The following is a 26,363-nucleotide window of genomic DNA, read 5'->3' as shown; positions in this document are numbered from 1 at the left end:
GTCAAGGCGCTCGGCTTCCAGCGCCCGGTCGACATCGCCCGGTGCCCAGTCGCCGCTGTCGGCGAAGTCGTGGTCGTCGCGGCCGTCCATCATCGCGCCGACGGCGTCGGCCTTGGGGTCGAAGGACCGGTTCGCCCACCGGGCGTAGAGGAAGGTGATGGCGAAGGTCGAGACGAACTGGAGCAGGCCGAAGATCAGCCCGATGGTGATGTTGCCGACGACCTTGGTGCCCATGAACCCGGGCGCGAAGATCGAGAGCAGGACGTAGAGGAAGTACCACGACAGGAAGAACGCGGTGACGGGGAAGACGAAGCCGCGGAAGGTCCGCCGGAGGTCGGCGAACTCCTCGGACTCCTGAACGGCGATGTATCTCTCGCCGAGGTTCGTGGCGGGCTCGCTCATGGGCGCTCACCTCCGGTGCTTGGGCCGGGCACCGTTGCCCGGCCGGACGGCACCACTGTTGACGGGCAGGCCGTGCCCTGTCTCCCCCTGCCGGTCGTGGCGCGCCAGGTGGACCGCTCTTCCCGACGTGCGGACCGGCGCCGGACGACGAGCGGTCGCCCTCGACGGATCAGCGGTCGAGCAGGGCCGACTCGGGTGTGTGCAGCCGGGCCATGATCGAGGCGGTGTCGGCCGGCACCGACCTCCGGGTGGCGGAGGAGACGAGCACCATCACGAGGACCGCGAGCGGGATCGACCACGCGGCAGGGGCCTCGAGGAGCGAGCCGAGCCAGCCGCCCGGCGGCGTCCCGACGATCGTCGTCGTCGCGGCGCCGATGGTGGTGGCACCGCCGACGGTAATCCCGGCGGCCGCCCCGGCCGGAGTCAGTCCACGCCACCAGACCCCGAGGATGACGAGGGGGGCGAAGGTGGAGGCAGCGATGGCGAAGGCGTGGCCGACCGCCCGCGACAGCCCGACCGGGTCGATGAGCTGGCTGACCGCGAGCGGAGCGAGGATGCCGAGGGCGGCCGCGACCCGGAACACCTGGACGGGGTGGAAGTCGCCCCCGGTACGGCGGCTCACGGCGCGCCGCAGCGCGTCCTGGTCGATGGCTCCCGCGACGGACATCGCCAGGCCCGACGCGGTCGAGAGGAATGCAGCGAAGGCTCCGCCCGCGAGCACCGCGGTGATGATCTCGGCACCGATCCCAGGGAGCATCGCCGAGGGCAGGCCGAGCACGACGTCGTCGGCTCCCACCCCTTCGCCCTCGGTGAGGTAGCTGCGTCCGAGCACCCCGTACACCGGCGGGAAGAGGTAGAACAGCCCGAGGAGGGCGAGGACGGCGACCGTGGTGCGCCGGGCCGCGCGCCCGTCAGGGTTGGTGTAGAAGCGGACGACGATGTGCGGCAGGCCCATCGTGCCGAGGCAGAGCGCGGCCAGCGTGCTGTAGGTGGTGAAGAGCGGGTGGTCGGTGTACACCGGCGCGGTCAGCGGCTCCCACCACGACTCGCCCGCCTGCGGCGCTGGTCGGCCCTGGCGCAGCCACACGGCGGTGAGGACGAAGGCGGGGACGGCGATCGCGGTCAGCTTGACCCAGTACTGCACCGCCTGCACCAGGGTGATCGAGCGCATCCCGCCTCCGACGACGTTGGCGGTCACCACGGCGGCGAGCACGACGCTGCCGACCCAGGTCGGCAGCCCGCTGACCTGGCGCAGGACGAGACCGGCGCCTTGCAGCTGGGGCAGCAGGTACAGCCAGCCGATCCCCACGACGAGGGCTGCGCTGAGCAGCCGCAGCGGGGTGGAGCCCAGGCGCATCTCGGCGAAGTCCGGCAGGGTGTACGCGCCGGACCGCCGCAGCGGTGCCGCCACGAGGAGAAGCAGCACGAGGTAACCGACCGTGTACCCGACGGGGAGCCAGAGCATGTCGGCGCCGCGCTCGTAGACCAGCCCGGCGACGCCGAGGAAGCTTGCGGCGGAGAGGTACTCGCCTCCGATCGCGCTGGCGTTGCGCCACGGTCCGACGGTGCGTCCCGCCACGTAGAAGTCGCTCGTGCCGCGGGCGAAGCGCATGCCGAGCAGCCCGAGCGCGAGGGTGACGACGCTGACGAGCGCGATCGCCGCGACGCTGACGGGCGCGATCTGCTCGCTCATCGGTCGCGCACTGCCTCGGCGAACTGCCTCTCGATCCGCTCCGCCGCCCGGGCGTACAGGTGAGCAACGACCACCACGGCGGGGTAGACGACGACACCGAGGAGGATCCACGGGGCCGGGAGCCCGCCGACCGACAGGGACCGAAGGGAGGGGAGCAGCGCGAAGAGGAGCGGCAGGGAGCCAAGGGCCGAGGCGACGACGACGCCGACGGTGACGGTGAGCCGGAGCTGGGCGCGCATCAGCGAGTCGAGGTAGGCGGCGCCGAGCGGACTCTGGGTGGTGATCTCGCGTCGGAGGGAGGGACGCCGCTGCGGCATCCCCGTGGTTCGCGTCCGGGTGACGCGGACCCGCTCAGGCGGGTGGGTCACGACCGGTCGTCGGGTCGTACGAGGGTGGAGCGCAGCGCGCGGGTGTGCCGACGTGAGACCTGCAGCTCGGTCCCCAGGTCGACGACCACGGTGTATCGCCCCTGGCTGGTGCGCACCTCGGTGATGTGGCGTGTCGCGACGAGGGTGCTGCGGTGGATCCGGACGAACCCGGCCTCGGCCCAGCGCTCCTCCAGGGTGGCCAGGGGGATCCGGACGAGGTGCGACCCGGTCGGGGTGTGTAGCCGGGCGTAGTCCCCCTGGGCCTGGACGTACCGGATGTCGCTGCGGGAGACGAAGCGGGTGACCCCACCGAGCTCGACGGGGATCGTCTCGTCCTCCTCGGCGGCCGGGACCTCTCCACGCTCGCGCTGGGCGAGGCAGCGTCGTACCGCCTCGCCGATGCGCTCCTGGCGCACGGGCTTCATGACGTAGTCAACGGCCTCGAGGTCGAAGGCGTCGACGGCGTGGGTGTCGTAGGCGGTGACGAAGACGATCTGCGGCGGCTCGGCGAAGCGTCGGACCACCCTCGCCAGCTGCATCCCGTCCAGGCCGGGCATGGAGATGTCGGAGAAGATGACGTCGACCCGCTCGTTCTCCAGCGCGGCGAGAGCCGCGGTGCCGCTGCCGGCGGTGAGGACCCGACCGATCCGCGGGTCCTGGTCGAGCACCCAGCCGAGCTCGCCGCGCGCCGGCGTCTCGTCGTCGACGACGAGCGCGACGAGGCCCTCGGTCTCCTCGGGCGTTCCAGCGGCCATGCGAGGCAGCCTAGGGCCCGGCTGCGGCCGGCGCCTCCCGGATGGCAGGAGAGTACTTGGGGAGCCGGAAGGTCACCCGCATCCCGGCGCCTGCCGCGGTCTCGACCGTCAGCCCGTACTGATCGCCGTACACCTGACGCAGCCGCGCGTCGACGTTGCCCAGCCCGACGGAGTCCGCGCGGCTCTGCCCGTCGAGGATCTTGCGGATGCTCGCGGGGTCCGTGCCCACCCCGTCGTCGTCGACGGCGACCTCGACCTCGGTGCCCGCGTCGGTCACCGAGATGGTCACCACCCCTTCGCCCTCCTTCGCCGCCAGCCCGTGCCGCACGGCGTTCTCCACCAGGGGCTGGATCACGAGGTAGGGCAGCTGCACCGGCAGCGCCTCGGGCGCGATCTTGAGGCTGACCCCCAACCGCTCGCCGAAGCGAGCCTGCTCGAGGACGAGGTAGCGCTCGACGTTGGTCAGCTCCTCCGCGAGGGTGGTGAAGGCGCCATCGCGGCGCAGCGCGTAGCGGGTGAAGTCGGCGAACTCCAGCAGCAGCTCGCGGGCCCTCGCGGGGTCGGTGCGGACGAAGGAGGCGATCGCGGCGAGCGAGTTGTAGATGAAGTGGGGGCTGATCTGCGCTCGCAGCGCCCGTAGCTCGGCCTCCATCGCCCGGGTGCGCTCGAAGGAGAGCTCGGCGACCTCTACCTGGGTGGCGACCCACGAGGCGAGCTCCTCGACCGCCCGGGCCATCGCCGCGGACGTCGCGGGTGCGTAGGCGGCCAGTGCGCCCACCACCCCGTCATCCACCGTGATCGGCACTATGACGCCGGCCCGGACCGGGCACTCCGTGCTCGAGCAGGTGACCTCGGCGGGCCCGAGGACGACCGTGCGTCCCTGCTCGAGGGCCGCGGCGGCCTGGTCGACGACGCCCTTCAGGTGATGCTCCCCCTCGCCGTCCCAGACGATGACCGACTTGCGGTCGGTGATGGCCAGGGCGGGGGTGGCGAGGAGGGCGCGAAGGTAGGGGGCGGCCGCCTCGCAGCCGTCGTCGGTGAGCCCTTCGGCGAGATGACGGCCCGCGAGCGAGGCCGTGTGCAGCGTCTCGTAGGTGGCCTGCTCACTCACCGTCATGAATCCGCGGGGTCGGGTGCGCCCTCGCCACAGCCCGACCGCGACGACGATCACGAGGCAGGCCATCGCGACGACGAGCGCGGTGGGCAGGTGCAGCCCGGTCATGCACAGCAGCGTAGGCCGACCCGGGCGTGGGTGCCGCGCACCGTAGGGTGGCGAGGTGTCCTCGCCGCTCGTCACCTCGCTCCGGACCCTCGCCGACCTTCCCGACGTGACCGAGGCCAGCGAGGCCGCCAGGGAGGCCTGCACCTCCCTTCGCTGGCACGAAGGCTTGCGTCGGCGCACCGCCGAGGCGGCGGCCGAGTCACGAGTCCGGGGAGCGTGGGCCAGTGCCGAGCTCGACGGGGCACGCTCGTCGGCGACGATCGTGCGCGCTCTGATGATCGGCAGCAGGGAGCGCTCGCTCGACCCGGACCCGGCGGAGCGAGTGATCCACGGGGCGATCGCGGCCACCGCAGAGACCGAGCACCTGCGCGCAGCCGTCGTCTCGGCCCCGGGTCAGGTCCTCGCCCGGCTGCACACCGTCGCTGCGGCCGAGCTGGTCGAGCACCCCGACCAGCTCGGCCGACCGAGGGTGGAGGGTGAGGGGTGCGGGGAGCTCTCGGACCTCGGCGAGCCGCCGGAGCGAGGCGAGCTGCGCGCCCGGCTGACCGGGATCCTCGACCTCATGGCCGTGGCCGGGGAGGTGCCCGCGTTGGTAGCCGCTGCTGTCGTGCACGCCGAGATCCTCGCCGTGCGCCCCTTCACCACGGGCAACGGGCTGGTCGCGCGCGCCGTGGAACGCCTGCTCGTGCAGGCGCTGGGGCTCGACCCGACGGGGGTCGCCGTGCCCGAGGCGGGCCACGGAGCCGAAGGGGGACCGGCTTACCTCGGCTCGGCGGCGGGGTACGTGCACGGGGGGCCGGACGGGGTCCGGCTGTGGCTGCGTCACTGCGGAGCGGCGGTCGTGGCGGGGGCCGGCGAAGGGGTTCTTGTGGCCGACTCGGTCAGGGCCGGTCGGTTGCGCTGATCATTGACCAATTCCTTACCTTCGAGAGCGCCTCTCCGTGTGGCCCGGGCGGCTCTATGAATGTAGAGTGAATGTCGTCGCTCCCTACGGGTTGTAGCGACCACGGCATGACTCCTCTCCCCCCGGAGCATGTTGTGAGGTGGCCCCGGCCCTCCCCCGGCCGGGGCCACCGCCGTATCCCCCCTCCTATCGATCTGCGAGAGTGCCGGATTGGCTTGCCTGGGGGCGTGGGGAGGCGGCCAGTTCGGCACTCTCGGCGCGAAGGGGGAGGGGCGGGCTGCGCACGATCCACAGCCGCCTAGCGCGTGTGGTGGTTCTTCACAGGCGGCAGCGCCCCGACCCGGCAGCGGTCTCGGCCCTGGACCGTGGGGGCATGGCACGTCACCAGCTGCTCACCGTCGTCGGGACGTCCGGCGGGCTCGGCGCCTCGACGCTCGCCGCCGCCCTCGCGCGGCACCTCGGAGGGTCGGTGGTGGACGGGGACCGCTGCGGCTCCGGGATCGACGCCACCATGGTGCTCGAGGAGGAGGACGGTCTGCGCTGGCCTGACCTGGCGGGGGTCGAAGGGGGCCTGGACCCGGCCCGTCTGGTGTCGCGCCTGCCCGGCCGGGAGGTCCCGACCCTGGCGTCGGCGGGCCCGCGCACTCCGCCCCAGGCCGCCGTGGAGGCGGCGCTGCGTGCCCTGCGGTCGTTCGCACCGGTCGTCGTCGACCTCCCCCCGCACGCGCTGGCAACTCTCCCTGAGCCCGACGAGGTCGATCTCGTCGTGCTGGTCGCGGGTCTGCGGCCACGCCAGGTGAGAGACGCTGTGGTCCACGCGGCGCGGGTGGACCCGTCCCGGTCGGTGCTGGTCACCCGGGGATCGAGACGGTCTGCGCCTGCGGCGGACGACGTGGCCCGCCTGCTGGAGATCCCGCTGCTCGAGCACGTCGAGGACCAGCCATCGGTGCTCCGGGACGAGGGGCGTGGCCTGGCGCCGCGACCCAGGGGTGCCTGGGGTCGCGTGGCGCGAGCCGTCGAGGCGGAGCTGGCCCGCCTCAGATCGGTCGAAGAGGACCTGAGGCCGAAGGGGGTGGCATGAGCGCCTCTTCCGGTGACCCGACCGCAGACCTGATCCGTCACGGGCGGCTGCCGGACGACGAGACGATCCGTGACGTGGCCGAGAGCGAGGCGGCCGTCCTGGGCTCGCGGGGGGTGATCCGGCGCGTCGACGACCTGCGGACGGCCCTCGTGGGTCTGGGGCCGGTGGCGGAGGTGGTCGCCGACGGCAGTGTCACTGACGTACTCGTCAACGGGGACGGCTCGGTCTGGGTCGACCGCGGTCACGGCGTGCAGCGCTCGACGGTGACCATCGGCGGCCCCGAAGCCTTGCGACGGTTGGCTACCCGCCTGGCCGGGCTGGCTGGGCGTCGCCTCGACGACGCCCAACCCTGGGTCGACGGGCTGCTGCCGGACGGGTCTCGCCTGCACGCGGTGCTCCCACCGCTCGTCGACGGTGGGGCCCATCTCAGTCTCCGGATCCCGCGGCACCGGGGCAGGAGCCTGATCGACCTCGTCGACCTGGGGATGCTCAGCCACGAGCAGGCGGCACTGCTGGAGCAGGCCGTGGCTGATCGGCGCGCCATCGTCGTCAGCGGGGGGACTGGGAGCGGCAAGACCACCCTGCTCGCCGCGCTCCTGGGCGCCGTCGCCCACCACGAGCGGATCCTCCTCGTCGAGGACGTCGCGGAGATGAGCATGGATCACCCGCACATGGTCCGGCTCCAGGCGCGTGGTGCCAACGTCGACGGAGCCGGGACCGTGACGATGACCGAGCTGGTGCGCCAGGCGCTGCGGATGCGACCGGACCGGCTGGTCGTAGGAGAGGTGCGAGGAGCGGAGGTCCGAGAGCTGCTCATGGCGCTCAACACCGGGCACGAGGGAGGGTTCGGGACGATCCACGCCAACACGGCAGCAGACGTCCCCGCGCGCTTCGAGGCACTGGGAGCCCTGGCGGGGATGTCCCCCGAGGTCACCAGGGCCCAGCTGCGCCTGGCCGTGGATCTGGTGGTGCATCTGCGCCGGGACGGTAGCTGCCGTCGCGTCGAGGAGCTCGTCGCGATGAGAGAGCTGATCAGCTCGTGATGTGGGTCCTCGCGCTGCTCACGCTGGCCGCCACGGTCTGGCCGGTGGCCGTTCCGAACCGCCCGGGGCGCGGCCGACTGGCGAGCGATACGAGGCTGACGAGCCCGCTGCGCTCGACGAGCACGAGATCGGGGAAGCTGCCGAGTCGGCTGTCGCGTCTTCGTCGCTCCCCGAGCATGACCGCCGCGGACATCGCGGACGCCGCCGAGCTGCTGGCCATGGGACTGCGGTCCGGGGCTCCGCCCGTCCGTGCGGTCGAGGTGGTCCTGCCCGACTGCCCCGACGCCGTGACTCCCCTTCTGCGCTCCCTCGCCGAGGACCTGCGCCGTGGCGAGTCGGTCGAGCCGACATTGTCCGACTGGACCCAGCGGCATCCCGAGCTGGCTCCGGTCTCGGCTGCCTGGGCGCTCAGTGAGCGGGTCGGGGTGGCGCTGGCGCCGGCCCTGGACCAGGCGGCGAGATCGAGCCGCGAGATCGTGCAGGCTCGGCGGCGGGTCGAGGCAGCCGGTGCGGGGGCGCGCGCGACGATGTGGCTGCTCACCGCGCTGCCGATGGTCGGCCTCGGCGCCGCCGTCCTGCTCGGCGTGACCCCGGCGGTCCTCGTCGGCGAGCCGGCAGGTCTGGTCAGCATCGCCGTCGGCGTGCTCCTCACCGGCGTGGGGTGGACGGTCAGCACGATCATCGTGCGGCGTGCGACCCGCCCGGGCGTGGGATGACCGATGGTCCTCTCGCTCGCCCTGGCCGTCCTCGCGATCGTGCTGTGGCCCGTTCCGGTTCTCGCCCGGGGGCTCGCGCCGGCCCGGCCGTCGGTCGCCGCTGAGCACCGTCCGACGACGGAGCAGATCGCCGCGGCGACCGACCTGCTCGCCCTGGCGCTGCGCTCGGGCAGTCCGCTCGTCGTGGCGCTCGATGCCGTCGCGGCTGTCAGCCCGGATGCAGTCGCCCAGGACCTGCGCCGTGTGCGGGCGGCGTTGGGCTGGGGACGATCACTCCGAGAGGCCTGGGCCTACGCCGGTCCCGGGTGGAGCCGCACAGCGGTCGCCACCGTCGTGGCCAGCGAGTGCGGTGCCCCGGTCGCGGACGTTCTTCGGGAGTGCGCCGCCGCCCTGCGAGAACGAGAGAGCAGACGGTTGGAGACGGCTGCGGGTCGGGCGGGGGTGCTCCTCGTGCTGCCCCTGGGTGTGTGCTTCTTGCCCGCCTTCATCGCGACCTCGGTGGTGCCGGTCGTCGTGGTGATGCTCGCCCGTCAGCTGCCCTGAGACCCGGCGCCCTCCCACCAGATCGCGCCGACACTGGTGATCTCTGGCCTCTCGACGCGCATCGGGTCGGTTCCGGCGAGGGCTGTCCGGGCTGCGCCGAGGGGGGTCGCCGACGGTCCACACCTCAAGCGCTGGCCCAGGCTGTGTCCACAGGACGCGCTCGCGGTCCAGCGTCGGTTCGGCCAGAGCGGTTGCCTGGTCCTGGTGCGGCGCACGAGGCGCCGTTCGAGCAGATCAGGAGGATCTCGACGATGAGAAGTTCCCTTGCACGATGGATGCGACGAGTCAGGGCCCTGGGTGACGCCGGGATGACGACCGCGGAGTACGCGGTCGGCACGCTTGCAGCAGTGACGTTCGGCCTGGTCCTGCTCGCGGTGGTCAAGTCCGGCCCGGTGAAGTCAGGTCTGGCCGGTGTCATCACCGAGGCCCTTGGCCTGCGGTGACCCACGGCGCCGCGACGCCGGGATGGTGACCGCCGAGCTTGCGGTCGCCGTCCCGGCCGTGGTGCTCGTGCTGTCGTTGTGCCTGACCGGGGTCGGGCTCGGGGTGGACCACCTGCAGTGCGCGGACGCCGCTCGGATCGGCGCGCGCGAGCTCGCGCGCGCAGAGGACCCCGAACGCGTGGCGCGTGATACCGCGCGTGCGGCGCCACCGGGGGCGGCTATCGCCTGGGACCACCACGGCGATCTCGTCGAGGTGACCGTCCGGGTCGGCACGCCGGCTCTGGCTGGAGTCCTTGGCGTCGACTCGCTGAGCTGCAGCTCAGCCGCCCGGGTGGAGAGCAGCCCCGGATGAGCACGCTGAATCGCGCCGTGCCGCCGGGCACTCGTCGGTCGGGCGACGGCGGGTCGAGCGCGGTGCTCGCTCTGGCGGCGATGTGCGTGGTGATCCTCTGCGCCACGGGGGCACTCGGGGTGGCTAGCGCCCTGGGAGCTGCTCACCAGGCACGCTCTGCGGCCGATCTGGCCGCGCTGGCCGGGGCGGGGGCCCTTCAGGCGAGCGCCCCGCTCGATGCGTGTGCCGCCGCGCGTGATCTCGCGCATCGCAACGACGCCCAGCTGGTCTCCTGCCGGGTCGAGCGAGGTCAGGAGGTGATCGTCGAGACCTCCTCGACGGTCCCGTTGCGGCTACCAGGCCTCTCTCCGGAGGCCATGGTCGGCCGGGCGCGGGCGGGACCTCACCGGCCCTGACGGGGAGAGCCGTCCCGCGGGGGAGGAGGCGGGAGGGCGCCGTCGCCGCGGCTGCTGCGGACCTGGCCCTCGGCCACCTCCGCGCGCTCCCGGGCGATCTGGGTCGAGGTCCGCTGGTCGTCCAGCTCCGCGTGGTGGCGGCGCTCGCTCTCGGTCCGCTCCCGCTCCAGCCGGGCGTCGGCCTCCTCGCGGTCCCGGCGGCGAGCCTCCTCCTCGGCGGCCAGGCGCTCGCGCGACTCCCGCTCGGCCTCCTTGCGCTCCCGGCGCTTGCGGCGGGAGCGGGCCAGTGCAGACCGGATCATCACCAGGCCGAGCCAGAAGAGGAACATCACCGCCATGCCCGCCACGACGAGGGCGAGCGGAGTCAAGGAGACACTGACGGCGTCGAAGAAGGTCAGGTCCACCTCCTGGCTCATCGGCCCCTCCGCCCCTGTCCCGAGGATGAGGGCGACGCCGAGAGCGATCGCGATGAGAAGGACGATCAGGCCGAGGATGAGCATCGTCGTCTCCTTGCTGCTGGCGAATGGTGTGCTGCTGATGGCGGTGCGCACGGTGGCGGTGCGGTGGCGAACGGTCGAAGGCCGTGACCGGGGTGCCGGCCGTCCGTCGAGCATGACGACCCTATCTCGCGGCCGAGCGGCTCGCCTGGTGAGATCCGTCGTAGAGCCCGGGCCGGTGAGACCCGCTCAGCGGTCCCATTCACTCAGGAGCGCCCGGAGGAGCGCGAGCGCACCGGCCTTGTGCAGCGGGTCGTTCCCGTTGCCGCACTTCGGGGACTGGACGCACCGGGGGCATCCATGGGTGCAGCCGCAGCTGCTGATCGCCTCGTGGGTCATCGCCCACCACTCACGGGCGACCTCGAAGGCGCGCGCGCTGAACCCCGCGCCACCGGGGTAGCCGTCGTAGACCATGATCGTCGGCAGGCCGGTATCGACGTGCCGCTCGGTGGACACCCCGCCGATGTCCCACCGATCGCAGGCCGTCAGCAGCGGGAGGGTGCCGATCGCCGCATGCTCGGCGGCGTGCGCGGCACCCGGGACGTCCGGCGCCGCGACCCCTGCCTCGGCCAGCAGGCGGGGGTCCATCGTCCACCACACCGCCTCGGTCCGCAGCGACTGCTCCGGCAGCTCCAGGGCGTGTCGACCGATGACCTCACCACCGGGCAGACGGCGCAGGAACGAGGTGACCTGGCGACGGACGGTGACCCGCCCCCGCGAGAGACGCACCGCGCCTCGGGTCTCACCCTCGCGCTCGGCGACGATGTCGAAGCTCGAGACCGACTGTGCGGTCGTGGTCCACCCTGGGTCGCCGCGGACGACGGTTGCCGTGGCCGCGTCCAGGTCGAGGTCGGTGACGACATAGGTCTCGCCCTGGTGGACGTGCACCGCTCCCGCGTGCACCTGGGAATGCGCGGCAGCCGCGTCGACCGTCCCGACGACCCGGCCGGTCCTCCCTTCGACGACGCTCACGACCGGTCCGGCCCCGCGCAGCGAGACGTGGTCGCCCGGCCGGTCCGGGCGCGCCCAGAACCACCCCGCCGGTCGTCGCCGGAGCACCGCCCGGGCGGTGAGCCGGTGGAGGGCCGCGGCGAGCCCGTCGCCGAACCACCGGTCGTCGCCGAGGGTGACCGGGATCTCCGCCGCGGCCGCCGCGATGTGGGGCGCGAGCACGTGGACGTTCCCGGGGTCGACGACGACGGACTCGACCGGGCCGCCGAAGAGGTAGTCGGGGTGGTCGAGCAGCCAGCTGTCCAGGGGGTCGTCCGCTGCCACAGAGACCACCAGAGCGGGCGAGTCGTCGCCGGTGGCCGCGTCCCGGCCGGCCCGCCCGGCCTGCTGCCACCACGACGAGCGTCGCCCCGGCCACCCAGCGATGACCACCGCCTCGAGCCCGCTGATGTCGACCCCCAGCTCCAGGGCGTTGGTGGCCGCCACGCCGAGGAGCTCACGGCTGCGCAGCCGACGCTCGAGCTCACGCCGCTCCTCGGGCAGGTAGCCGCCGCGGTAGGCCGCGACCTGGTCGACGAGGTCCGGCTCGCGCAGGGCCAGCTCCTCCCGGGCCTGTGCCGCCAGGGTCTCGACGCCCGCGCGCGACCGGGCGAAGGCCAACGTCTGGACGCCGCTCCCCACGAGCGTCGAGACGATGTCGGCGGACTCGGCGGTCACCGAGCGCCGCCCTCCTCCGGCGCGCTCGGGCGGCTCCCAGAGGACGCAGGTCCGCGCCGACCGGGGGGAGCCGTCGTCGGTCACCGCCGTCACGGTGCGTCCGGTCAGCGCTTGGGCGTGCCGTCCCGGGTCGGCGATCGTGGCCGAGCACAGCACGACCACCGGGGTCGCGCCGTAGTGCTGCGCCACCCTGAGCAGGCGGCGCAGCACCAGGGCGACGTGACTGCCGAAGACCCCCCGGTAGGCGTGGCACTCGTCGACCACCACATAGCTCAGCGCTCGCATGAACGGAGCCCAGCCGCGATGGCCGGCCAGCAGCGAGTGGTGCACGAGGTCGGGGTTGGTCAGGACGATCTGAGCGTGCTCGCGGATCCAACGCCGCTCGTCCGGCGGTGTGTCGCCGTCGTAGGTCGCGGCACGCACTCCCGGCACCGCGAGCGAGTCGATCCGGGCGCGCTGATCGGCTGCCAACGCCTTGGTGGGCGCGAGATAGAGGGTCGTGCCGCCCCGGATCTCGCCTCCGGGTGCCCGGCCCGGCGGCGGTCCGTCCAGCGCCGCAGAGAGGGCGGGCAGCAGGTAGCCCAGCGACTTGCCCGACGCGGTGCCGGTGGCGATGACGACGTCCTCGCCCCGATGGGCGAGATCCGCGGCGGACCGTTGGTGGGTCCACAGCTGCGTGATCCCGGCAGCTTCGAGGGCGGCCCCCACGAGCGGGGGGACCCAGGGTGGGAGCTCGCGGGTCCGGGCGCTGCGAGCCGGGAGGTGCTCGACGTGCCGCACCCGCCCGGGCAGCGCCGTGCTGAGCATCGCGAGGGCGTCGAAGGGGGTGGGCTTGGCCGGCATGGAGCCGTCACCGCCGCCGACTTCTTCGGTCGGAGAAGTGAGATGGCTCATGGTGGTCTACGGTATGGGCAGCAGCACGAGTCGGGCACGCACGCCTCTTGCCTGCAAGACCGTCGAGACATCGGCGCCTAGCAGGCGCCTGACCCATGAAGGAGATCGCCCGTGACCCTGACGCTGGCGACCAGCGAGACCCACGACGTGGCGGTCGTGGCCTGTTCCGGTGAGATCGACGCGACCAACGCCGGTCGGCTGCGCGACGCGGTTCAGGAGCAGATCCAGGCGGGCCACCTGCACGTGGCGCTCGACCTGACCGAGGTCACCTTCTTGGACTCCACGGGCCTGGGAGTGATCGTCGGGCGGCTGAAGACCCTCCGACGCGAAGGGGGTGCGCTCACCATCGCCGTCACCGCGCCTCGGGTGCGGCGGGTCTTCGAGATCACCGGCTTGGACAAGGTCTTCACCCTCCACGAGAGCATCGACGAGGCGGCTCGGGAAGCCGGAGAGGCACGCGACACCGCACGGCTGTAGGGTGACGACACCTCCCGCCTGAGGGAGTTGTCGAGCACGCACCATCGAGGAGGATGGCATGCCGCTGATCACCCCTGCCGCGGAGACGCTGGACCTGTCGAGCGGCAACCTCTACGTGACCGCCGGCGTGGCGGTCATCGGCATCGTCGCCCTCTTCATGGGGATCGTGTTCCGGCAGCAGGTCATCGCCGCCGATGCGGGGACCGAGCGCATGCAGGAGATCGGCGCGGCGGTGGAGGAGGGCGCCCACGCCTACCTGCGCCGCCAGTTCCGCACGCTGGCGATCTTCGTCGTCCTCGTCTTCCTGCTCCTCCTCGCCCTGCCCGCCGACACCGAGGCCGTGCGCTGGGGCCGGTCCGGCTTCTTCGTCGTCGGCGCGGTGTTCTCCGCGGCGATCGGCTACCTCGGGATGTCGCTGGCGGTGAAGGCCAACGTGCGCGTGGCCGAGGCCGCCCGCACGCAGGGCCGCGATGCCGGCATGAGGATCGCCTTCCGCACCGGTGGAGTGGTCGGCATGTTCACCGTGGGCCTGGGCCTGCTGGGCGCCGCGGTCGTCGTCCTGGCCTACCAGGGCTATGCGCCCAAGGTGCTCGAGGGCTTCGGCTTCGGCGCGGCCCTGCTCGCGATGTTCATGCGGGTCGGTGGCGGGATCTTCACCAAGGCCGCCGACGTGGGCGCCGACCTCGTCGGCAAGGTCGAGGCCGGGATCCCCGAGGACGACCCGCGCAACGCCGCGACCATCGCAGACAACGTGGGTGACAACGTCGGCGACTGCGCCGGCATGGCTGCCGACCTCTTCGAGTCCTACGCGGTGATGCTCGTCGCCGCTCTCATCCTCGGCTCTGCCGCCTTCGGCGAGTACGGCCTGGTCTTCCCCCTCATCGTCCCGGCCATCGGTGCCCTCACCGCGCTGCTCGGGGTCTTCATCACCAAGGCCGCGCCTGGGGGCGACGCGCTTGCGGCGATCAACCGCAGCTTCTATCTCACCGCGGGCATCGCCGCCGTCCTCACCGCGGTCGCGGCCTTCATCTACCTGCCGAGCAGCTACGCCGAGCTCGGCGGCGACGAGCAGGTCGCCCAGTTAGCGGGTGACCCGCGGTTGAGCGCCCTGCTCGCGGTGATCATCGGGGTCGCCCTGGCCGCCGTGATCCTCTGGCTGACCGGCTACTTCACCGGTACCGACAAGCGTCCGACCAGGGACGTCGCCCGCACCACGCTCACCGGGGCCGCGACGGTGGTGCTCTCCGGGATCGGGCTCGGGCTGGAGTCGGCGGTCTACAAGGTGATCACCCTCGCGGTCGCGATCTACCTGGCCTTCCTCCTCGGTGGCGGGTCGATGACCTTGTCGCTGTTCTTCATCGCCCTCGCCGGGTGCGGCATCCTCACCACCGTCGGGGTCATCGTCGCGATGGACACCTTCGGACCGGTGTCGGACAACGCCCAGGGCATCGCGGAGATGAGCGGCGACGTGGACGGTGAGGCCGAGCAGGTGCTCACCGAGCTCGACGCTGTGGGCAACACGACCAAGGCGATCACCAAGGGCATCGCGATCGCCACGGCAGTATTCGCCGCGACCGCCCTCTTCGGCTCGTACACCGACGCCTGGTCCAGCCAGCTGCAGGCGAGTGCCCAGGAGCTGGGCCAGCGGGTCCAGTCCGGGGAGATCGCGCCGGACGCGGTGCCGGCGATCGAGCAGACCCTTCGTGACTTCCAGACCTCGGCAGGGTCAGAGGTCGTCAGCCCCCTGACGCTCGTCGGGGTGTTGCTCGGGGCCGCGGTGGTCTTCCTCTTCTCGGGGCTGGCAATCAACGCGGTAACCCGGGCCGCGGGCGCCATCGTCTTCGAGGTGCGACGCCAGTTCCGCGATCACCCGGGCATCATGGCGGGCACCGAGCGCCCCGAGTACGGACGGGTGGTCGACATCTGCACCCGCGACAGCCTGCGCGAGCTGGCCACCCCGGGTCTGCTCGCCGCCCTCACCCCGGTCGTCGTCGGGTTCGGGCTTGGCATCGGCGCCCTCGCCGGGTTCCTCGCCGGTGCCATCGCCTGCGGCGCGCTCATGGCCGTCTTCCTGTCCGACTCCGGCGGCGCCTGGGACAACGCGAAGAAGATCGTCGAGGACGGCTACCACGGCGGCAAGGGCTCTGACGCCCACGCCGCCGCGGTCATCGGTGACACCGTCGGCGACCCCTTCAAGGACACCGCCGGCCCCGCGATCAACCCGCTGATCAAGGTGATGAACCTCGTCTCGGTGCTCATCGCCCCGGCGATCGTGTTGCTGACCGTCGGTGAGGACCCGCAGGACTGGATCCGGTACGCCATCGCCGCGGTGGCCCTTCTCGTCCTCGTCGTGGCCGTGCTCATCACCAAGCGCCGCGACCTCGCGATCGGGGACGCCGACGAGCCGGAGGACGTCCTCGTCCACACTGCCTGAGCGCACCGGACACACGAAGGGGCCGCCCGGGATCATCCCGGGCGGCCCCTTCGCGTCGGTGCCGGGTCTACTTCTCCCGGACGACCGAGCCGTCCTCCTGCAGCCGCAGGAGCGGGTAGATGCCGTCCTCGTCGTGCACCTCACGGCCGGTGACGGGCGGGTTGAAGACGCAGTACATGCGCATCTGCTCCTCGCAGACGACCCGGTGCCGCTCGTTCCCGTCGAGCAGGTACATCGAGCCGGCGCCGATCTCGAACTCCTCGCCGGTCTCGAGGTTGGTCAGCGTGCCCTTGCCCTCGACCAGCCACACCGCCTCGATGTGGTTGGCGTAGTGGAACTCGTTGGTCGTGCCCGCCTTGATGGTCGTCTCGTGGAAGGAGAAGCCGACCCGGTCGTCGGCAAGCACGATCCGCTTCGAGCGCCAGGTCTGGGCCTCGTTGCTCACGTCCCGGTCGGTGTCGGTGATCTCGTCGATGGTTCGCACGATCATGGGGACCTCCTCGATCAGGCAGCGGCGTCGTGGGCGAGCGCGCGCTCGACCGCCGCGTAGGTGATGTCGGCGCCGCGCTGGCGCTCCTCGTCGGTGATGATCAGCGGGGCGAGGAACTTCACGACCTCGTCCTGCGGCCCGGCGGTCTCGACGAGCAGGTGGTTGTCGAAGCACTCCTTCATCACCTGCTCGGAGAGCTCGGGGTTGGTGAAGGCGATACCGAATGCCATGCCGCGTCCGCGCAGCTCGACCTGGCCGGGGAACTTCTCGACCAGGGGCGCGAACTTCTCCCGCAGCCAGCGGCCGTTCTCCAGCGTCCGCTTCTCCAGGGTGTCGTCGGACCAGAACTTGCGCAGCGCCACCTCCGCGGTGACGAAGGCCATGTTGTTGCCGCGGAAGGTCCCGTTGTGCTCGCCGGGGGTCCACTCGTCGAGCTCCGGGCGGAAGAGGGTCAGCGCCAGGGGCAGGCCGTAGCCGCCGATCGACTTCGAGATGGCGACGATGTCGGGCTTGATGCCGGCGAACTCGAAGGAGAAGAACTCGCCGGTCCGGCCGCATCCCATCTGCACCTCGTCGACGATGAGCAAGAGCTCGTGCCGGTCGCACAGGTCACGCAGGGCCCGCAGCCAATCGGCGCGCGCGGCGTTGATGCCGCCCTCGCCCTGGACGCACTCGACGATCACTGCGGCCGGCTTGTTCAGGCCGGAGCCGGAGTCCTCGAGCAGGCGGTCCATCCACTTGAAGTCGGACTCGACCCCTTCGAGGTAGTTGTCGTAGGGCATCGGGGTGGCGTGCACCAGGGGGACCCCGGCGCCGGCACGCTTCATCGAGTTGCCGGTCACCGCGAGCGAGCCCAGCGTCATGCCGTGGAAGGAGTTGGTGAAGTTGATGATCGCCTCGCGGCCGGTCACCTTGCGCGCCAGCTTCAGCGCCGACTCCACCGCGTTGGTGCCGGTCGGCCCGGGGAACATGACCTTGTAGTCCAGGCCGCGCGGCTCGATAATGACCGACTGGAAGGCCTCGAGGAAGCGCCGCTTGGCCGGCGTGTACTTGTCGAGCGAGTGGGTGATGCCGTCGCGCTGGACGTACTCCAGGAGCGCGGCCTTCATGTCGTCGTCGTTGTGGCCGTAGTTCAGCGCCCCGGCGCCGCCGAAGAAGTCGAGGTACTCGACGCCGTCCTCGGTGGTGAGGGTCGCCCCCTTCGCGGTGTCGAAGACGACCGGCCAGTTGCGCGAGTAGCTGCGGACCTCGGACTCGTGCTTCTCGAAGGCGGAGATGTCGCTCGTGCCATCAGCTGTCATGTCGTTCACTCTCCTGTGGTCTGCTCGGGCTCGGACCCGACCGTGTAGAGGTTCTCGTCGACGAAGCCCTCACCAAGGTGCTCGCCGGACATGTACTCCTCGACCCCCAGGTCGAGGTCTCGCTCGCGGGCGAGCGCGGCGAAGGTGCGCTGGCTCGCCTCGTTGGTCGCGGTGACGGTGGTGCGCAGTCGCACCACCCCGTGGTCGGCCAACCGGTTCATCAGGGCGTGGAGCATGCGCTTGGCGTACCCCTTGCCGCGCTGGTCGGCCTCGACGCCGACCTGCCAGACGAAGAGCGAGTCGGGCTCGCTGGGCCGGATGAAGCCGGTGACGAAGCCGACGATCCGCCCGTCGTCCTCGACGACGATCGAGGAGTCGGCGAACTCGGCACCCCACAGCGCATACGCGTACTCGGTGTTGAGGTCGAGCACCCCGGTGTCGCGAGCGATCTCCCACATGCGCAGTCCGTCGTCGACGGTCGGCGGGCGGAAGACCGGCTCGGGGCCGGGGGTGGAGTCGGGGTCAGATGGGCGGGAACCGGCGTCATCGTGAGGACTCATGTCGCCTCCAGGATAGCGAGGTCGGCCCGGCCGGGCCCGCGGGCACCAGGATCGCGCCGACCACGACCCCGCGCGGGGCTGAGATCATGGCGGGCGTGGACTCCCGGACGACGCCCCTGACCGACCCGGCCGGGCTGCGCGACCTGCGCGCCGATCTCGCCGGTCACGGTGTCGACAGCGACGCGCTGAGCACGCTCCTCGGCCCGGTCGCTGCCGCCGCCCTGCGCCGCGACGACCCCGTGCCGGTGCGCCGACGGCTGCGCGATCTCGACGGCCCGCTCGCCACCTTCGTGCGCTTCTTCACCCTCGGCGACCCGGTCGACGCCGCCGAGCTCGACGAGCTCTGCCCCTCCCTCGGCGCGGGCGGGCTGCTCGAGCTCGGCCTGGCCGCCCCGGCAGAGGGGGGTCTGCGCGCGACCTGCGACCTCATGCCCTACGGGGCCGATGCCGCGACCTGGCTCGTGGCGTCCGATCACGGCGAGCTGGCCCTGGGCTCGTCGCTGCCGCACGACCACGTCCTCGGGGTCGGCGGAGCATCGACGACGCTGGCCTCGTGGACGCCGCGGCCGCAGGTGGCCCGAGCCCTCGACCTCGGCACCGGGTGCGGGGTCCAGGCGCTGCACCTCTCGACCCACTGCCGTGAGGTCGTGGCGACCGATGTCGCCGCCCGGGCGCTGGGGTACGCGTCGGTCAACGCCGCGCTCGCCGACGTCGAGCTGGAGATGCGGTCCGGTTCGCTGCTCGAGCCGGTGGCCGGCGAGCGCTTCGACCTCGTGGTGAGCAATCCCCCCTTCGTCATCACGCCCCGGCGCGAGGACGTGCCGGTCTACGAGTACCGGGACGGGCAGGGCACCGGGCACGAGGTGGTCGCCGACCTCGTGCGCGGCGTCGGTGACCACCTCGAGCCCGGGGGGCTCGCGGTGCTCCTGGGCAACTGGGAGACCGGCGAAGGGGGTGACTGGCGCGACGTCGTCGGTGGCTGGCTCGACGACGCCGAGCGAAGGGGGACCCCGCTCGATGCCTGGGTCGTGCAGCGCGAGGAGCAGGACCCTGCGGAGTACGCCGCGACCTGGGTCCGCGACGGCGGGCAACGCCCCGGCACGCCGGAGCATGCAGCTCTCGAGGAGGCGTGGCTGGCCGACTTCGCGGCCCGAGGGGTCGCGCGGATCGGCTTCGGGGTGATCGTGCTGCAGCGGCCGGCGGGGGAGCGGGGCACGTTCCGCGACCTGGTCGACCACCGTGGGCCGGTCGAGCAGCCGATGGGCCCACGGGTGCTGGAGGGGGTGCGGGCCCGGACCTGGCTGGCCGAGCATGACGACGACGCGGTCCTCGACGTCGCGTGGCGCTGCGCGCCGGACGTCATCGAGGAGCGGCACACCCGACCGGGCGAGAGCGACCCGGTGCTCATCCTCGCCCGGCAGGGCGCGGGCCTCGGGCGCACCGCGGGCCTCGACACCCTCGGGGCCGCCCTGCTGTCGGTCTGCGACGGGGAGCTTACGGCGCGTCAGGCGGTGGCCGCGATCGCCGGGCTGCTCGACCTCGACGCCGCCCAGGCTCAGGAGCAGGCCGTCGCGCTGCTGCGCGAGCTCGTCGCCGACGGCTTCGTCGCCGGTGGTGTCACGGACCGAGGTTGACCCGCCAGCGGTCGTCGATGCGGACCAGCTTGATCTCGCTGGAGCGGCCGTCGTAGGTCGTCGGCACGGTCGCGGTCACCCCGTCCTCGGAGACGGTGGCCTCGCCGATCTCGAGCTGGTCCGGGTCGCCGATGAGGGCCCCGCCCGGGCTCTCCTGCGCCACCTCGGCCAAGGTCTGCGGGCAGCTCTCGTCCGGCGCCGACAGCTCGAACGCCTTGAGCTGCTCGGGGTCGAGCAGCTCGCACACCCGCTCGAAGTCGCCCGCGGACGCCGCCTGGGCGAAGTCCTCGACGGTCGCCTCGGGGGTGTCGCCGGACGCGCAGCCCGCAAGCCCGACCAGGCACGCAAGGGCGAGCGTCTGCCAGCGACGGATCACGGCGCTCCCTCCCTTCGTCGGTCATCAGCGGTGCACTGCTCCGCCGGGTGATCGCGAGGCTACCGGCCAGGGCTGGGCTCACCTGACCCGCGGGTACGACGACACGAGTGCGAAGGGCGGGCCTGGACCCGACAGGCACAGGCTGGCCGGTGGCGGTCGCCAGCCCACTTCTGTCGTCCTACCCGCGCGTCAGTCGAAGGTCCAGGACCTCTTGCTCAGGCCGAACCAGAAGCCGTCGACCTCGGTGCGCCCGGCCGGGGTTCCCCCTTCGGCGCCCGCCCCCATCGCCACGAGCAGGGGAGCCCAGTGCTCGGTCCGGGGATGTGCCACCTGGGCAGCGGGGGCGCGCCGGGCGAAGTCGGCCATGGCGTCGACATCGCCCGCCCCCACCGTCTCGGCCGCCCAGTGGTCGAACTCGGCCGACTCCGTGGGGGCCGTCGCGTCCGCTCCGGCCCGTGGGTCGAACCAGGCGAGGTTGTGGGTGGTGAACCCGCTGCCGAGGACGAGCACCCCCTGATCGCGAAGGGGGCTCAGGGCGCGCCCGACGTCGAGCAGCCGGCGGGGCTCGAGGGTCGGCAACGACATTTGGAGCACCGGCACGTCAGCCTCGGGGTACATCTCGACGAGGGGGACGTAGGCGCCGTGGTCCAGCCCCCGCCGGGGGTCGTGACGAACGCTCTCACCGGTCGCGCCCAGCAGCCCGGCCACCTCGTCGGCCAGCCAGGGCGCGGTCGGAGCCCGATAGGTGACGTCGTAGTAGCGCTGCGGGAAGCCCCAGAAGTCGTAGACCAGGGGCGTGCCCGCCTCGGTGGCGCCGAGGGTGATCGGGTCGGACTCCCAGTGGGCCGAGACGACGAGGACGGCCCGGGGGCGGGGGAGCCGTCCAGCCCAGTCGGCGAGCTCGCCGCGCCAGCGGGCGTCGTCGGCGAGCGGTGGAGCGCCGTGGCTGAGGAAAGCGACAGGCATCGTCATGCCACCAATTTTAGTTGATGATGAAACCACTGCGAAGGGGGTGCGGCAGGACCTGGCAGGGCCGGTCGATGCGTGGGCTACCGTTCGACTCGCGCCCTCGTCCAGCGCCGCGACGAATCCGTGGCACGAGGCCGGAGCAAGAGGAGTCACCTATGAGCGCTCGCAATCTCGTCATCGTGGAGTCACCGGCCAAGGCCAAGACCATCGCCGGGTACCTCGGTCCCGACTTCGTCGTGGAGGCCTCGGTGGGCCACATCCGTGACATCCCGCAGCCCCGTGACCTGCCGGCCGAGGAGAAGAAGGGGCCGTTCGGCCGCTTCGGGGTCAACGTCGAGGACGGCTCCTTCGACGCCCTCTACGTCGTCGACCCGGACAAGAAGAAGAAGGTCGCCGAGCTCAAGCGCCTGCTCAAGGACGCCGACACCCTCTACCTCGCCACCGATGAGGACCGCGAGGGCGAGGCGATCGCCTGGCACCTGCACGAGGCACTCGCCCCCAAGGTGCCGGTCAAGCGGATGGTCTTCCACGAGATCACCCAGGAGGCGATCCAGCGGGCGATCGAGGCCACCCGTGACATCGACATGGATCTCGTCGACGCCCAGGAGGGGCGCCGGATCCTCGACCGGCTCTACGGCTTCGACATCAGCCCGGTGCTGTGGCGCAAGATCAAGCAGGGCCTCTCGGCGGGGCGGGTGCAGTCGGTCGCCACCCGGATCGTCGTCGAGCGCGAGCGGGAGCGGATGGCCTTCGTCGCCGCCTCGTACTGGGACGTCACCGGCACCTTCACCCCGAAGACCACCCGGGAGGAGTTCTCGGCCCGGCTGACCGCCCTGGACGGCAGCCGGATCGCGACCGGCCGCGACTTCGCCGACGACGGCACGCTGAAGAAGGCGGACGCCCGCCACCTCGACGAGGCCGAAGCGACCCAGGTGGCCGACGCTCTCCGCTCGGCCCGCGCGCACGTCTCCGCGGTCACCGAGAAGCCGTACACCCGCCGCCCGTATGCCCCCTTCACCACCTCGACCCTGCAGCAGGAGGCCTCGCGCAAGCTGCGCCTCGGCAGCCGGGACGCGATGCGGGTGGCGCAGCGGCTGTACGAGAACGGCTACATCACCTACATGCGGACCGACTCGACCAACCTGTCGCAGACCGCGATCCGCGCGGCGCGGGGCCAGGCGCGGGACATGTACGGCGGCGACTACGTCCCCGACCAGCCGCGGGTCTACGGCAAGAAGGCCAAGGGTGCCCAGGAGGCGCACGAGGCGATCCGTCCGGCCGGCGACCACTTCCGCACCCCGGCTCAGGTCCAGGGCGAGCTGCGCGGAGACGAGTTCCGCCTCTACGAGCTGATCTGGAAGCGCACCGTGGCCTCGCAGATGGCGGACGCGAAGGGGTCGACCGCCACGATCAAGATCGCGGCCGACATCAGCGGCTGCCCAGCGGGCAGCGACGCCGAGCTGAGCGTCTCGGGGACGGTCATCACCTTCAAGGGCTTCCTGGCCGCCTACGAGGAGGGCAAGGACGAGACCCGTTCGGGCGACGGCAGCGGGGGCGACGCCGAGGAGCGCCGGCTGCCCAAGCTCGGGGAGGGCGCCGGGCTCGACGTCGTCCGGGCGAGCGCGGACGGGCACGAGACCTCCCCGCCGCCGCGCTACACCGAGGCCAGCCTGGTGAAGAAGATGGAGGAGCTCGGCATCGGCCGGCCCTCGACCTATGCCTCCACCGTGGCCACCGTGCAGGATCGCGGGTACGTGCGCCGGCAGGGATCGGCGCTGGTGGCGACCTGGCTGGCCTTCGCCGCCACCCAGTTGATGGAGCGGCACTTCCCCCAGCTCGTCGACTACGACTTCACCGCGCGGATGGAGGAGGACCTCGACGAGATCGCGGCCGGCGACAGCGACCGGGTGCGCTGGCTGAACCGCTTCTACAACGGTGACGAGGCGACGAGCGCGGTCGGCCTGCGGGCGATGGTCGAGGACCTCGGCGAGATCGACGCGAAGGGGGTGAGCACCGTCCCCATCGGTGACGGGATCGTCGTGCGGGTGGGACGCTACGGCCCCTACGTCGAGGAGGTCGCCCCTGCCGGGGTCGACCCCGCCACCGGCGAGGTGACCGGCGAGCTGGGCGAGCCCGCGCAGACCGAGGACGGCAAGCCTCGCCGGGCGAACATGCCCGAGGACATCGCCCCGGACGAGATGACCGCGGCGAAGGGGCGTGAGCTGCTGGCGCAGTCCGCGGACGACGGGCGTGAGCTCGGCACCAACCCCGAGACCGGTCGGGTGGTCGTGGCCAAGGCGGGCCGGTACGGGCCGTACGTCACCGAGGTGCTCACCGACGAGGAGGCGGCGAAGACCGGCAAGGCCAAGGTCAAGCCGAAGACCGCCAGCCTCTTCGCGGACATGGATCTCGCGACGATCGAGCTGCCCACCGCCCTTCGCCTCCTGTCTCTCCCTCGGGTCGTCGGCACCGTCACCGAGACGACCACCGACGAGGACGGCACCGAGCGCGAGGCCGAGGTCGAGATCACGGCCCAGAACGGCCGGTACGGCCCCTACCTGAAGAAGGGCAAGGACAGCCGGAGCCTGGAGACCGAGCAGCAGCTCTTCGACATCACCCTCGAGGAGGCGCAGGCGATCTACGCCCAGCCGAAGCGACGCGGTCGCGCGGCGGCCAAGCCGCCGTTGCGTGAGCTCGGCACCGACCCCGAGAGCGGCAACGAGGTCGTCGTCAAGGACGGGCGATTCGGGCCGTACGTCACCGACGGGGCGACCAACGCCACCCTGCGGCGGGGCGACGAGCCGGAGTCGATCACCGCCGAGCGGGCTTACGAGCTGCTTGCCGAGAAACGCGCGAAGGGGCCGACGACCCGGAAGAAGTCAGCGGCGAAGAAGACCGCGAAGAAGGCCTCGGGCACGGCCAAGAAGACCGCGAAGACGGCCTCGGGCACGGCCAAGAAGTCCACCGCGAAGAAGGCGGCGAGCACGACGAAGAAGGCGGCCTCGAAGCGGACGTGACCTCCGTCTCGACTCGTTGAGGCACTTGCTACCGCTGGGTATGGTCCGGATGACCGTTCCCCACGAAGGAGTGCAGGCATGGATCTCGACCCGTCGACCCTCTCGACGATGAGCCCACGCGAGTTCGCCCAGGTGGTGGGGGCGATGTCGGACCGGGAGATCGCGGCAACGATGGGTGGCGAGCACCGGCGCGCGATCCTCGATGCGATCTTCGCGCGGTTCCAGGACCAGTTCCGGCCCAGCGCGGCCGACGGGGTGTCGGCGGTCACCCAGTTCCGCGTGACCGGTGGCCCGCCGACGGACCCGCACGACACCTACGAGATCGTCATTGACGACGGCAGCTGCACGCTGAGCGAGGAGCCCGGTGACACCTTTGACCTGTCCTTCATGATGCCGCCGGCAGAGCTGGCGAAGATGCTCACCGGTCGTGGCAACCCGACCCTGGCGGTGATGCGCGGGAAGATCTCGGTGCGCGGCGACCTGGCCCTGGCCGCGCGGTTCCCCTCCTTCTTCGAGACGGCGAAGGGGTGAGCATGAACCTCCTGACCGTCGGCAAGACCATGGCTAAGCGGGGGATGCTCGCCCCTGGGCCGCCGCACCAGCAGGTCGCCCAGCTCGTGGCGCTCAGGCGGTGGGGCTTCGGCCTGGCCGGTGAGCTCCGCCAGGCTGCCAATCGCAGTCCGAAGGCGGTTGCCGTCATCGACGAGCGGCGGGGCAGCATCACCTATGCCGAGCTGCTCGAGCGCAGCGAGCGGGTGGCGGCGGTCCTGCAGGACCGCGGCTACGGTGAGGGCGACCGGATCGCGCTGCTCGCCCGCAACCATGTCGGCGCGATCGAGGTGATGTGCGGCGCGGCTGCGATCGGGGTCGACGTCGTGCTCGGCAACACCGGTCTCGGCCCGGCGCAGCTGGCCGAGGTCATGCGCCAGCAGGAGGTCGCGGCGGTCATCCATGACGACGAGCTCGCCGAGGCGGTCTCGGCGCTACCCGTCGAGGTGGAGCGGATGGGGGAGAGCGAGCTCTCGGCCCTGGTGGAGTCCGCGGCTCGCCCCGAGCTGGCGCCGCCCGCGCGCGGTGGTCGCACGATCATCCTCACCTCGGGGACGACCGGCACCCCGAAGGGCGCGGCACGCAAGACGCCGGGTGGCTTCGGCCCGCTTATCTCGATCATCGACCGGATCCCGCTCCGCGCGGGAGACCGGATCCTCATCTCCGCCCCCTTGTTCCACACGTGGGGCTACGCGGCGATGCAGCTCTCGATCGCGATCCGGGCGACCATGGTGCTGCAGCGACGCTTCCGCGCCGAGGAGGCCCGACGGGCGCTGGAGGAGCATCAGCCCGACGCGATGTTCGCCGTCCCGGTCATGCTCCAGCGGATGATGGAGCTGCCCAGCGACCCGCAGGCTCGCACCCGCCGTGCGCTCCGGGTGGTTGCCACCTCCGGCTCGCCCTACCCGTCGGGCTTCACCACCGGCTTCATGGACGAGTTCGGCGACGTCCTCTACAACCTCTACGGCTCGACCGAGGCGTCGTGGGTGTGCATCGCCACGCCGCAGGACCTGCGCCGCGACCCGGACACAGCGGGGACCCCGCCCCTCGGCACGGTCGTCAAGATCGTCGACGGCGACGGGCGCGAGCTGCCGAGCGGGCAGACGGGACGGATCTTCTGCGGCAACGAGTTGGTCTTCGACGGGTACACGAACGGCCAGGGCAAGGAGTTCCTCGACGGCCTGGTCTCCACGGGGGACATGGGCTACGAGCGGGACGGGCTCTACTTCGTCGTCGGGCGCGACGACGACATGGTGATCGTCGGCGGGGAGAACGTCTACCCGATCGAGGTCGAGTCCCTCCTCGCCCAGCACCCGGCTGTCCGTGAGGTCAGCGTCGTCGGTGTTCCCGACCCCGATCTCGGGCAGCGTCTGGCCGCCTTCATCGCACTCATGCCGGGCGAGGAGCTCACCGCCGAGGAGGTCACGCAGATGGTGCGCGCCGAGCGGGCCCGCCATTGCGTCCCGCGCGAAGTAGTCTTCCTAGACGAACTGCCGCGCAACGCGACGGGCAAGGTCCTCGGCCGCGAGCTGCGCCAGCAGTTCAGCTGAGGTCGGTTGTCCTCCCTTCGGGCGAAGGGA

The 26,363-nt window shown here is 71.9% G+C and carries 25 protein-coding genes and 1 pseudogene; 14 read left to right on the top strand and 12 right to left on the bottom strand.

Features of this window, described 5'->3' with window-relative positions; translation table 11 throughout:
* Positions 1-72: 72 nt before the first annotated feature.
* The 5 genes and pseudogenes from FB557_RS06165 to FB557_RS06145 all read right to left on the bottom strand — a co-directional run.
* Positions 73-402 (bottom strand): annotated as a pseudogene (locus FB557_RS06165) (DUF485 domain-containing protein); the annotation flags it as partial.
* A gap of 169 nt (positions 403-571) precedes the next feature.
* Positions 572-2,095, bottom strand: a complete 1,524-nt coding sequence (locus FB557_RS06160; RefSeq protein WP_144856665.1) for a sodium/solute symporter — start codon at positions 2,093-2,095, stop codon at positions 572-574.
* Positions 2,092-2,463 (bottom strand): hypothetical protein, encoded by a 372-nt coding sequence (locus FB557_RS06155; RefSeq protein WP_144856663.1) that lies wholly within the window; start codon positions 2,461-2,463, stop codon positions 2,092-2,094. The genes FB557_RS06160 and FB557_RS06155 overlap by 4 nt, the downstream gene beginning before the upstream one ends.
* Positions 2,460-3,218 carry a LytR/AlgR family response regulator transcription factor gene (locus tag FB557_RS06150; protein ID WP_144856661.1) on the bottom strand — a complete coding sequence of 253 codons (759 nt, stop codon included), beginning with the start codon at positions 3,216-3,218 and terminating at the stop codon, positions 2,460-2,462. The genes FB557_RS06155 and FB557_RS06150 overlap by 4 nt, the downstream gene beginning before the upstream one ends.
* A gap of 10 nt (positions 3,219-3,228) precedes the next feature.
* Positions 3,229-4,440, bottom strand: a complete 1,212-nt coding sequence (locus FB557_RS06145) for a sensor histidine kinase (protein ID WP_144856659.1) — start codon at positions 4,438-4,440, stop codon at positions 3,229-3,231.
* A 55-nt stretch (positions 4,441-4,495) separates the two neighbouring features.
* Between FB557_RS06145 and FB557_RS06140 the strand changes: the two genes are divergently transcribed.
* The 8 genes from FB557_RS06140 to FB557_RS06105 all read left to right on the top strand — a co-directional run bounded on the left by FB557_RS06140 (position 4,496) and on the right by FB557_RS06105 (position 9,917).
* Positions 4,496-5,344 carry a Fic family protein gene (locus tag FB557_RS06140; protein ID WP_144856656.1) on the top strand — a complete coding sequence of 283 codons (849 nt, stop codon included), beginning with the start codon at positions 4,496-4,498 and terminating at the stop codon, positions 5,342-5,344.
* A gap of 373 nt (positions 5,345-5,717) precedes the next feature.
* Positions 5,718-6,425: a CpaE-like family protein gene (locus FB557_RS06135; protein WP_144856654.1), complete on the top strand. Its 708-nt coding sequence runs from the start codon at positions 5,718-5,720 to the stop codon at positions 6,423-6,425.
* Positions 6,422-7,468 carry a TadA family conjugal transfer-associated ATPase gene (locus tag FB557_RS06130; protein WP_144856651.1) on the top strand — a complete coding sequence of 349 codons (1,047 nt, stop codon included), beginning with the start codon at positions 6,422-6,424 and terminating at the stop codon, positions 7,466-7,468. Before FB557_RS06135 ends, FB557_RS06130 begins: the two co-directional genes overlap by 4 nt.
* 176 nt (positions 7,469-7,644) lie before the next feature.
* Positions 7,645-8,184, top strand: a complete 540-nt coding sequence (locus FB557_RS06125; RefSeq protein ID WP_170236213.1) for a type II secretion system F family protein — start codon at positions 7,645-7,647, stop codon at positions 8,182-8,184.
* A gap of 3 nt (positions 8,185-8,187) precedes the next feature.
* Positions 8,188-8,727: a type II secretion system F family protein gene (locus tag FB557_RS06120; RefSeq protein WP_144856647.1), complete on the top strand. Its 540-nt coding sequence runs from the start codon at positions 8,188-8,190 to the stop codon at positions 8,725-8,727.
* A gap of 251 nt (positions 8,728-8,978) precedes the next feature.
* Complete coding sequence (locus FB557_RS06115; protein WP_144856645.1) at positions 8,979-9,170, top strand: DUF4244 domain-containing protein; 192 nt, start codon at positions 8,979-8,981, stop codon at positions 9,168-9,170.
* A gap of 25 nt (positions 9,171-9,195) precedes the next feature.
* The gene (locus FB557_RS06110; RefSeq protein ID WP_144856643.1) at positions 9,196-9,522 is read left to right on the top strand and encodes a TadE family type IV pilus minor pilin; all 327 of its coding nucleotides are present in this window, start codon (positions 9,196-9,198) and stop codon (positions 9,520-9,522) included.
* Positions 9,519-9,917 (top strand): Rv3654c family TadE-like protein, encoded by a 399-nt coding sequence (locus FB557_RS06105; RefSeq protein ID WP_144856641.1) that lies wholly within the window; start codon positions 9,519-9,521, stop codon positions 9,915-9,917. Before FB557_RS06110 ends, FB557_RS06105 begins: the two co-directional genes overlap by 4 nt.
* Here the strand turns inward: FB557_RS06105 and FB557_RS06100 are convergent.
* Both FB557_RS06100 and FB557_RS06095 read right to left on the bottom strand, forming a co-directional pair.
* Complete coding sequence (locus tag FB557_RS06100) at positions 9,905-10,468, bottom strand: hypothetical protein (RefSeq protein WP_144856639.1); 564 nt, start codon at positions 10,466-10,468, stop codon at positions 9,905-9,907. The genes FB557_RS06105 and FB557_RS06100 overlap by 13 nt on opposite strands.
* A 135-nt stretch (positions 10,469-10,603) precedes the next feature.
* On the bottom strand, positions 10,604-12,976 hold the full coding sequence (locus FB557_RS06095) for a DEAD/DEAH box helicase (RefSeq protein ID WP_342778924.1): 2,373 nt from the start codon (positions 12,974-12,976) through the stop codon (positions 10,604-10,606).
* Between the two features lie 111 nt (positions 12,977-13,087).
* Here FB557_RS06095 and FB557_RS06090 point away from each other — a divergent pair, with 111 nt between their 5' ends.
* Both FB557_RS06090 and FB557_RS06085 read left to right on the top strand, forming a co-directional pair.
* A complete protein-coding gene (locus tag FB557_RS06090) occupies positions 13,088-13,453 on the top strand; it encodes an STAS domain-containing protein (protein ID WP_144856637.1) in 366 nt (121 codons plus the stop codon).
* 58 nt (positions 13,454-13,511) lie between these two features.
* Positions 13,512-15,887, top strand: coding sequence for a sodium-translocating pyrophosphatase (locus FB557_RS06085; protein ID WP_144856635.1), 2,376 nt, complete (start codon positions 13,512-13,514; stop codon positions 15,885-15,887).
* 67 nt (positions 15,888-15,954) lie between these two features.
* On the opposite strand, the gene FB557_RS06080 is transcribed toward FB557_RS06085, so the two are convergent.
* From FB557_RS06080 to ectA, 3 genes are read right to left on the bottom strand one after another with little or no spacing between them, the layout of a single operon-like run.
* Positions 15,955-16,377 carry an ectoine synthase gene (locus FB557_RS06080; protein ID WP_144856633.1) on the bottom strand — a complete coding sequence of 141 codons (423 nt, stop codon included), beginning with the start codon at positions 16,375-16,377 and terminating at the stop codon, positions 15,955-15,957.
* A gap of 14 nt (positions 16,378-16,391) precedes the next feature.
* Positions 16,392-17,678: a diaminobutyrate--2-oxoglutarate transaminase gene (ectB, locus tag FB557_RS06075; RefSeq protein ID WP_144856631.1), complete on the bottom strand. Its 1,287-nt coding sequence runs from the start codon at positions 17,676-17,678 to the stop codon at positions 16,392-16,394.
* 5 nt (positions 17,679-17,683) lie between these two features.
* Entirely contained in the window at positions 17,684-18,238 is a 555-nt protein-coding gene (gene ectA, locus FB557_RS06070; protein WP_144856629.1) for a diaminobutyrate acetyltransferase, read from the bottom strand.
* Positions 18,239-18,324: 86 nt separating this feature from the next.
* Between ectA and FB557_RS06065 the strand changes: the two genes are divergently transcribed.
* Entirely contained in the window at positions 18,325-19,872 is a 1,548-nt protein-coding gene (locus FB557_RS06065) for a PqqD family peptide modification chaperone (protein ID WP_144856627.1), read from the top strand.
* Here the strand turns inward: FB557_RS06065 and FB557_RS06060 are convergent.
* The gene (locus FB557_RS06060) at positions 19,856-20,248 is read right to left on the bottom strand and encodes a DUF4878 domain-containing protein (protein WP_144856625.1); all 393 of its coding nucleotides are present in this window, start codon (positions 20,246-20,248) and stop codon (positions 19,856-19,858) included. The genes FB557_RS06065 and FB557_RS06060 overlap by 17 nt on opposite strands.
* 189 nt (positions 20,249-20,437) lie before the next feature.
* Positions 20,438-21,220 carry a dioxygenase family protein gene (locus FB557_RS06055; RefSeq protein WP_144856623.1) on the bottom strand — a complete coding sequence of 261 codons (783 nt, stop codon included), beginning with the start codon at positions 21,218-21,220 and terminating at the stop codon, positions 20,438-20,440.
* Between the two features lie 152 nt (positions 21,221-21,372).
* Between FB557_RS06055 and topA the strand changes: the two genes are divergently transcribed.
* The 3 genes from topA to FB557_RS06040 all read left to right on the top strand — a co-directional run bounded on the left by topA (position 21,373) and on the right by FB557_RS06040 (position 26,333).
* The gene (gene topA / locus FB557_RS06050) at positions 21,373-24,234 is read left to right on the top strand and encodes a type I DNA topoisomerase (protein WP_144856621.1); all 2,862 of its coding nucleotides are present in this window, start codon (positions 21,373-21,375) and stop codon (positions 24,232-24,234) included.
* Positions 24,235-24,312: 78 nt separating this feature from the next.
* Entirely contained in the window at positions 24,313-24,765 is a 453-nt protein-coding gene (locus tag FB557_RS06045) for an SCP2 sterol-binding domain-containing protein (protein WP_144856619.1), read from the top strand.
* A 2-nt stretch (positions 24,766-24,767) separates the two neighbouring features.
* Positions 24,768-26,333, top strand: a complete 1,566-nt coding sequence (locus FB557_RS06040) for an AMP-binding protein (RefSeq protein ID WP_144856617.1) — start codon at positions 24,768-24,770, stop codon at positions 26,331-26,333.
* Positions 26,334-26,363: the final 30 nt, after the last annotated feature.

It is taken from the genome of Marihabitans asiaticum (assembly GCF_007828725.1).
Taxonomy (GTDB): domain Bacteria; phylum Actinomycetota; class Actinomycetes; order Actinomycetales; family Dermatophilaceae; genus Marihabitans; species Marihabitans asiaticum.
This window is presented reverse-complemented; position numbering and strand designations above follow the sequence as displayed.

Excerpts from the sequence above, each read along its gene's own strand:
- FB557_RS06160 (WP_144856665.1), bottom strand. The coding sequence starts at position 2,095 with ATGAGCGAGCAGATCGCGCCCGTCAGCGTCGCGGCGATCGCGCTCGTC.
- FB557_RS06150 (WP_144856661.1), bottom strand. The coding sequence starts at position 3,218 with ATGGCCGCTGGAACGCCCGAGGAGACCGAGGGCCTCGTCGCGCTCGTC.
- FB557_RS06145 (WP_144856659.1), bottom strand. The coding sequence starts at position 4,440 with ATGACCGGGCTGCACCTGCCCACCGCGCTCGTCGTCGCGATGGCCTGC.
- FB557_RS06135 (WP_144856654.1), top strand. The coding sequence starts at position 5,718 with ATGGCACGTCACCAGCTGCTCACCGTCGTCGGGACGTCCGGCGGGCTC.
- FB557_RS06130 (WP_144856651.1), top strand. The coding sequence starts at position 6,422 with ATGAGCGCCTCTTCCGGTGACCCGACCGCAGACCTGATCCGTCACGGG.
- FB557_RS06125 (WP_170236213.1), top strand. The coding sequence starts at position 7,645 with ATGACCGCCGCGGACATCGCGGACGCCGCCGAGCTGCTGGCCATGGGA.
- FB557_RS06120 (WP_144856647.1), top strand. The coding sequence starts at position 8,188 with ATGGTCCTCTCGCTCGCCCTGGCCGTCCTCGCGATCGTGCTGTGGCCC.
- FB557_RS06115 (WP_144856645.1), top strand. The coding sequence starts at position 8,979 with ATGAGAAGTTCCCTTGCACGATGGATGCGACGAGTCAGGGCCCTGGGT.
- FB557_RS06105 (WP_144856641.1), top strand. The coding sequence starts at position 9,519 with ATGAGCACGCTGAATCGCGCCGTGCCGCCGGGCACTCGTCGGTCGGGC.
- FB557_RS06095 (WP_342778924.1), bottom strand. The coding sequence starts at position 12,976 with ATGAGCCATCTCACTTCTCCGACCGAAGAAGTCGGCGGCGGTGACGGC.
- FB557_RS06085 (WP_144856635.1), top strand. The coding sequence starts at position 13,512 with ATGCCGCTGATCACCCCTGCCGCGGAGACGCTGGACCTGTCGAGCGGC.
- FB557_RS06080 (WP_144856633.1), bottom strand. The coding sequence starts at position 16,377 with ATGATCGTGCGAACCATCGACGAGATCACCGACACCGACCGGGACGTG.
- ectB (WP_144856631.1), bottom strand. The coding sequence starts at position 17,678 with ATGACAGCTGATGGCACGAGCGACATCTCCGCCTTCGAGAAGCACGAG.
- ectA (WP_144856629.1), bottom strand. The coding sequence starts at position 18,238 with ATGAGTCCTCACGATGACGCCGGTTCCCGCCCATCTGACCCCGACTCC.
- FB557_RS06065 (WP_144856627.1), top strand. The coding sequence starts at position 18,325 with ATGGCGGGCGTGGACTCCCGGACGACGCCCCTGACCGACCCGGCCGGG.
- FB557_RS06055 (WP_144856623.1), bottom strand. The coding sequence starts at position 21,220 with ATGACGATGCCTGTCGCTTTCCTCAGCCACGGCGCTCCACCGCTCGCC.
- topA (WP_144856621.1), top strand. The coding sequence starts at position 21,373 with ATGAGCGCTCGCAATCTCGTCATCGTGGAGTCACCGGCCAAGGCCAAG.
- FB557_RS06045 (WP_144856619.1), top strand. The coding sequence starts at position 24,313 with ATGGATCTCGACCCGTCGACCCTCTCGACGATGAGCCCACGCGAGTTC.
- FB557_RS06040 (WP_144856617.1), top strand. The coding sequence starts at position 24,768 with ATGAACCTCCTGACCGTCGGCAAGACCATGGCTAAGCGGGGGATGCTC.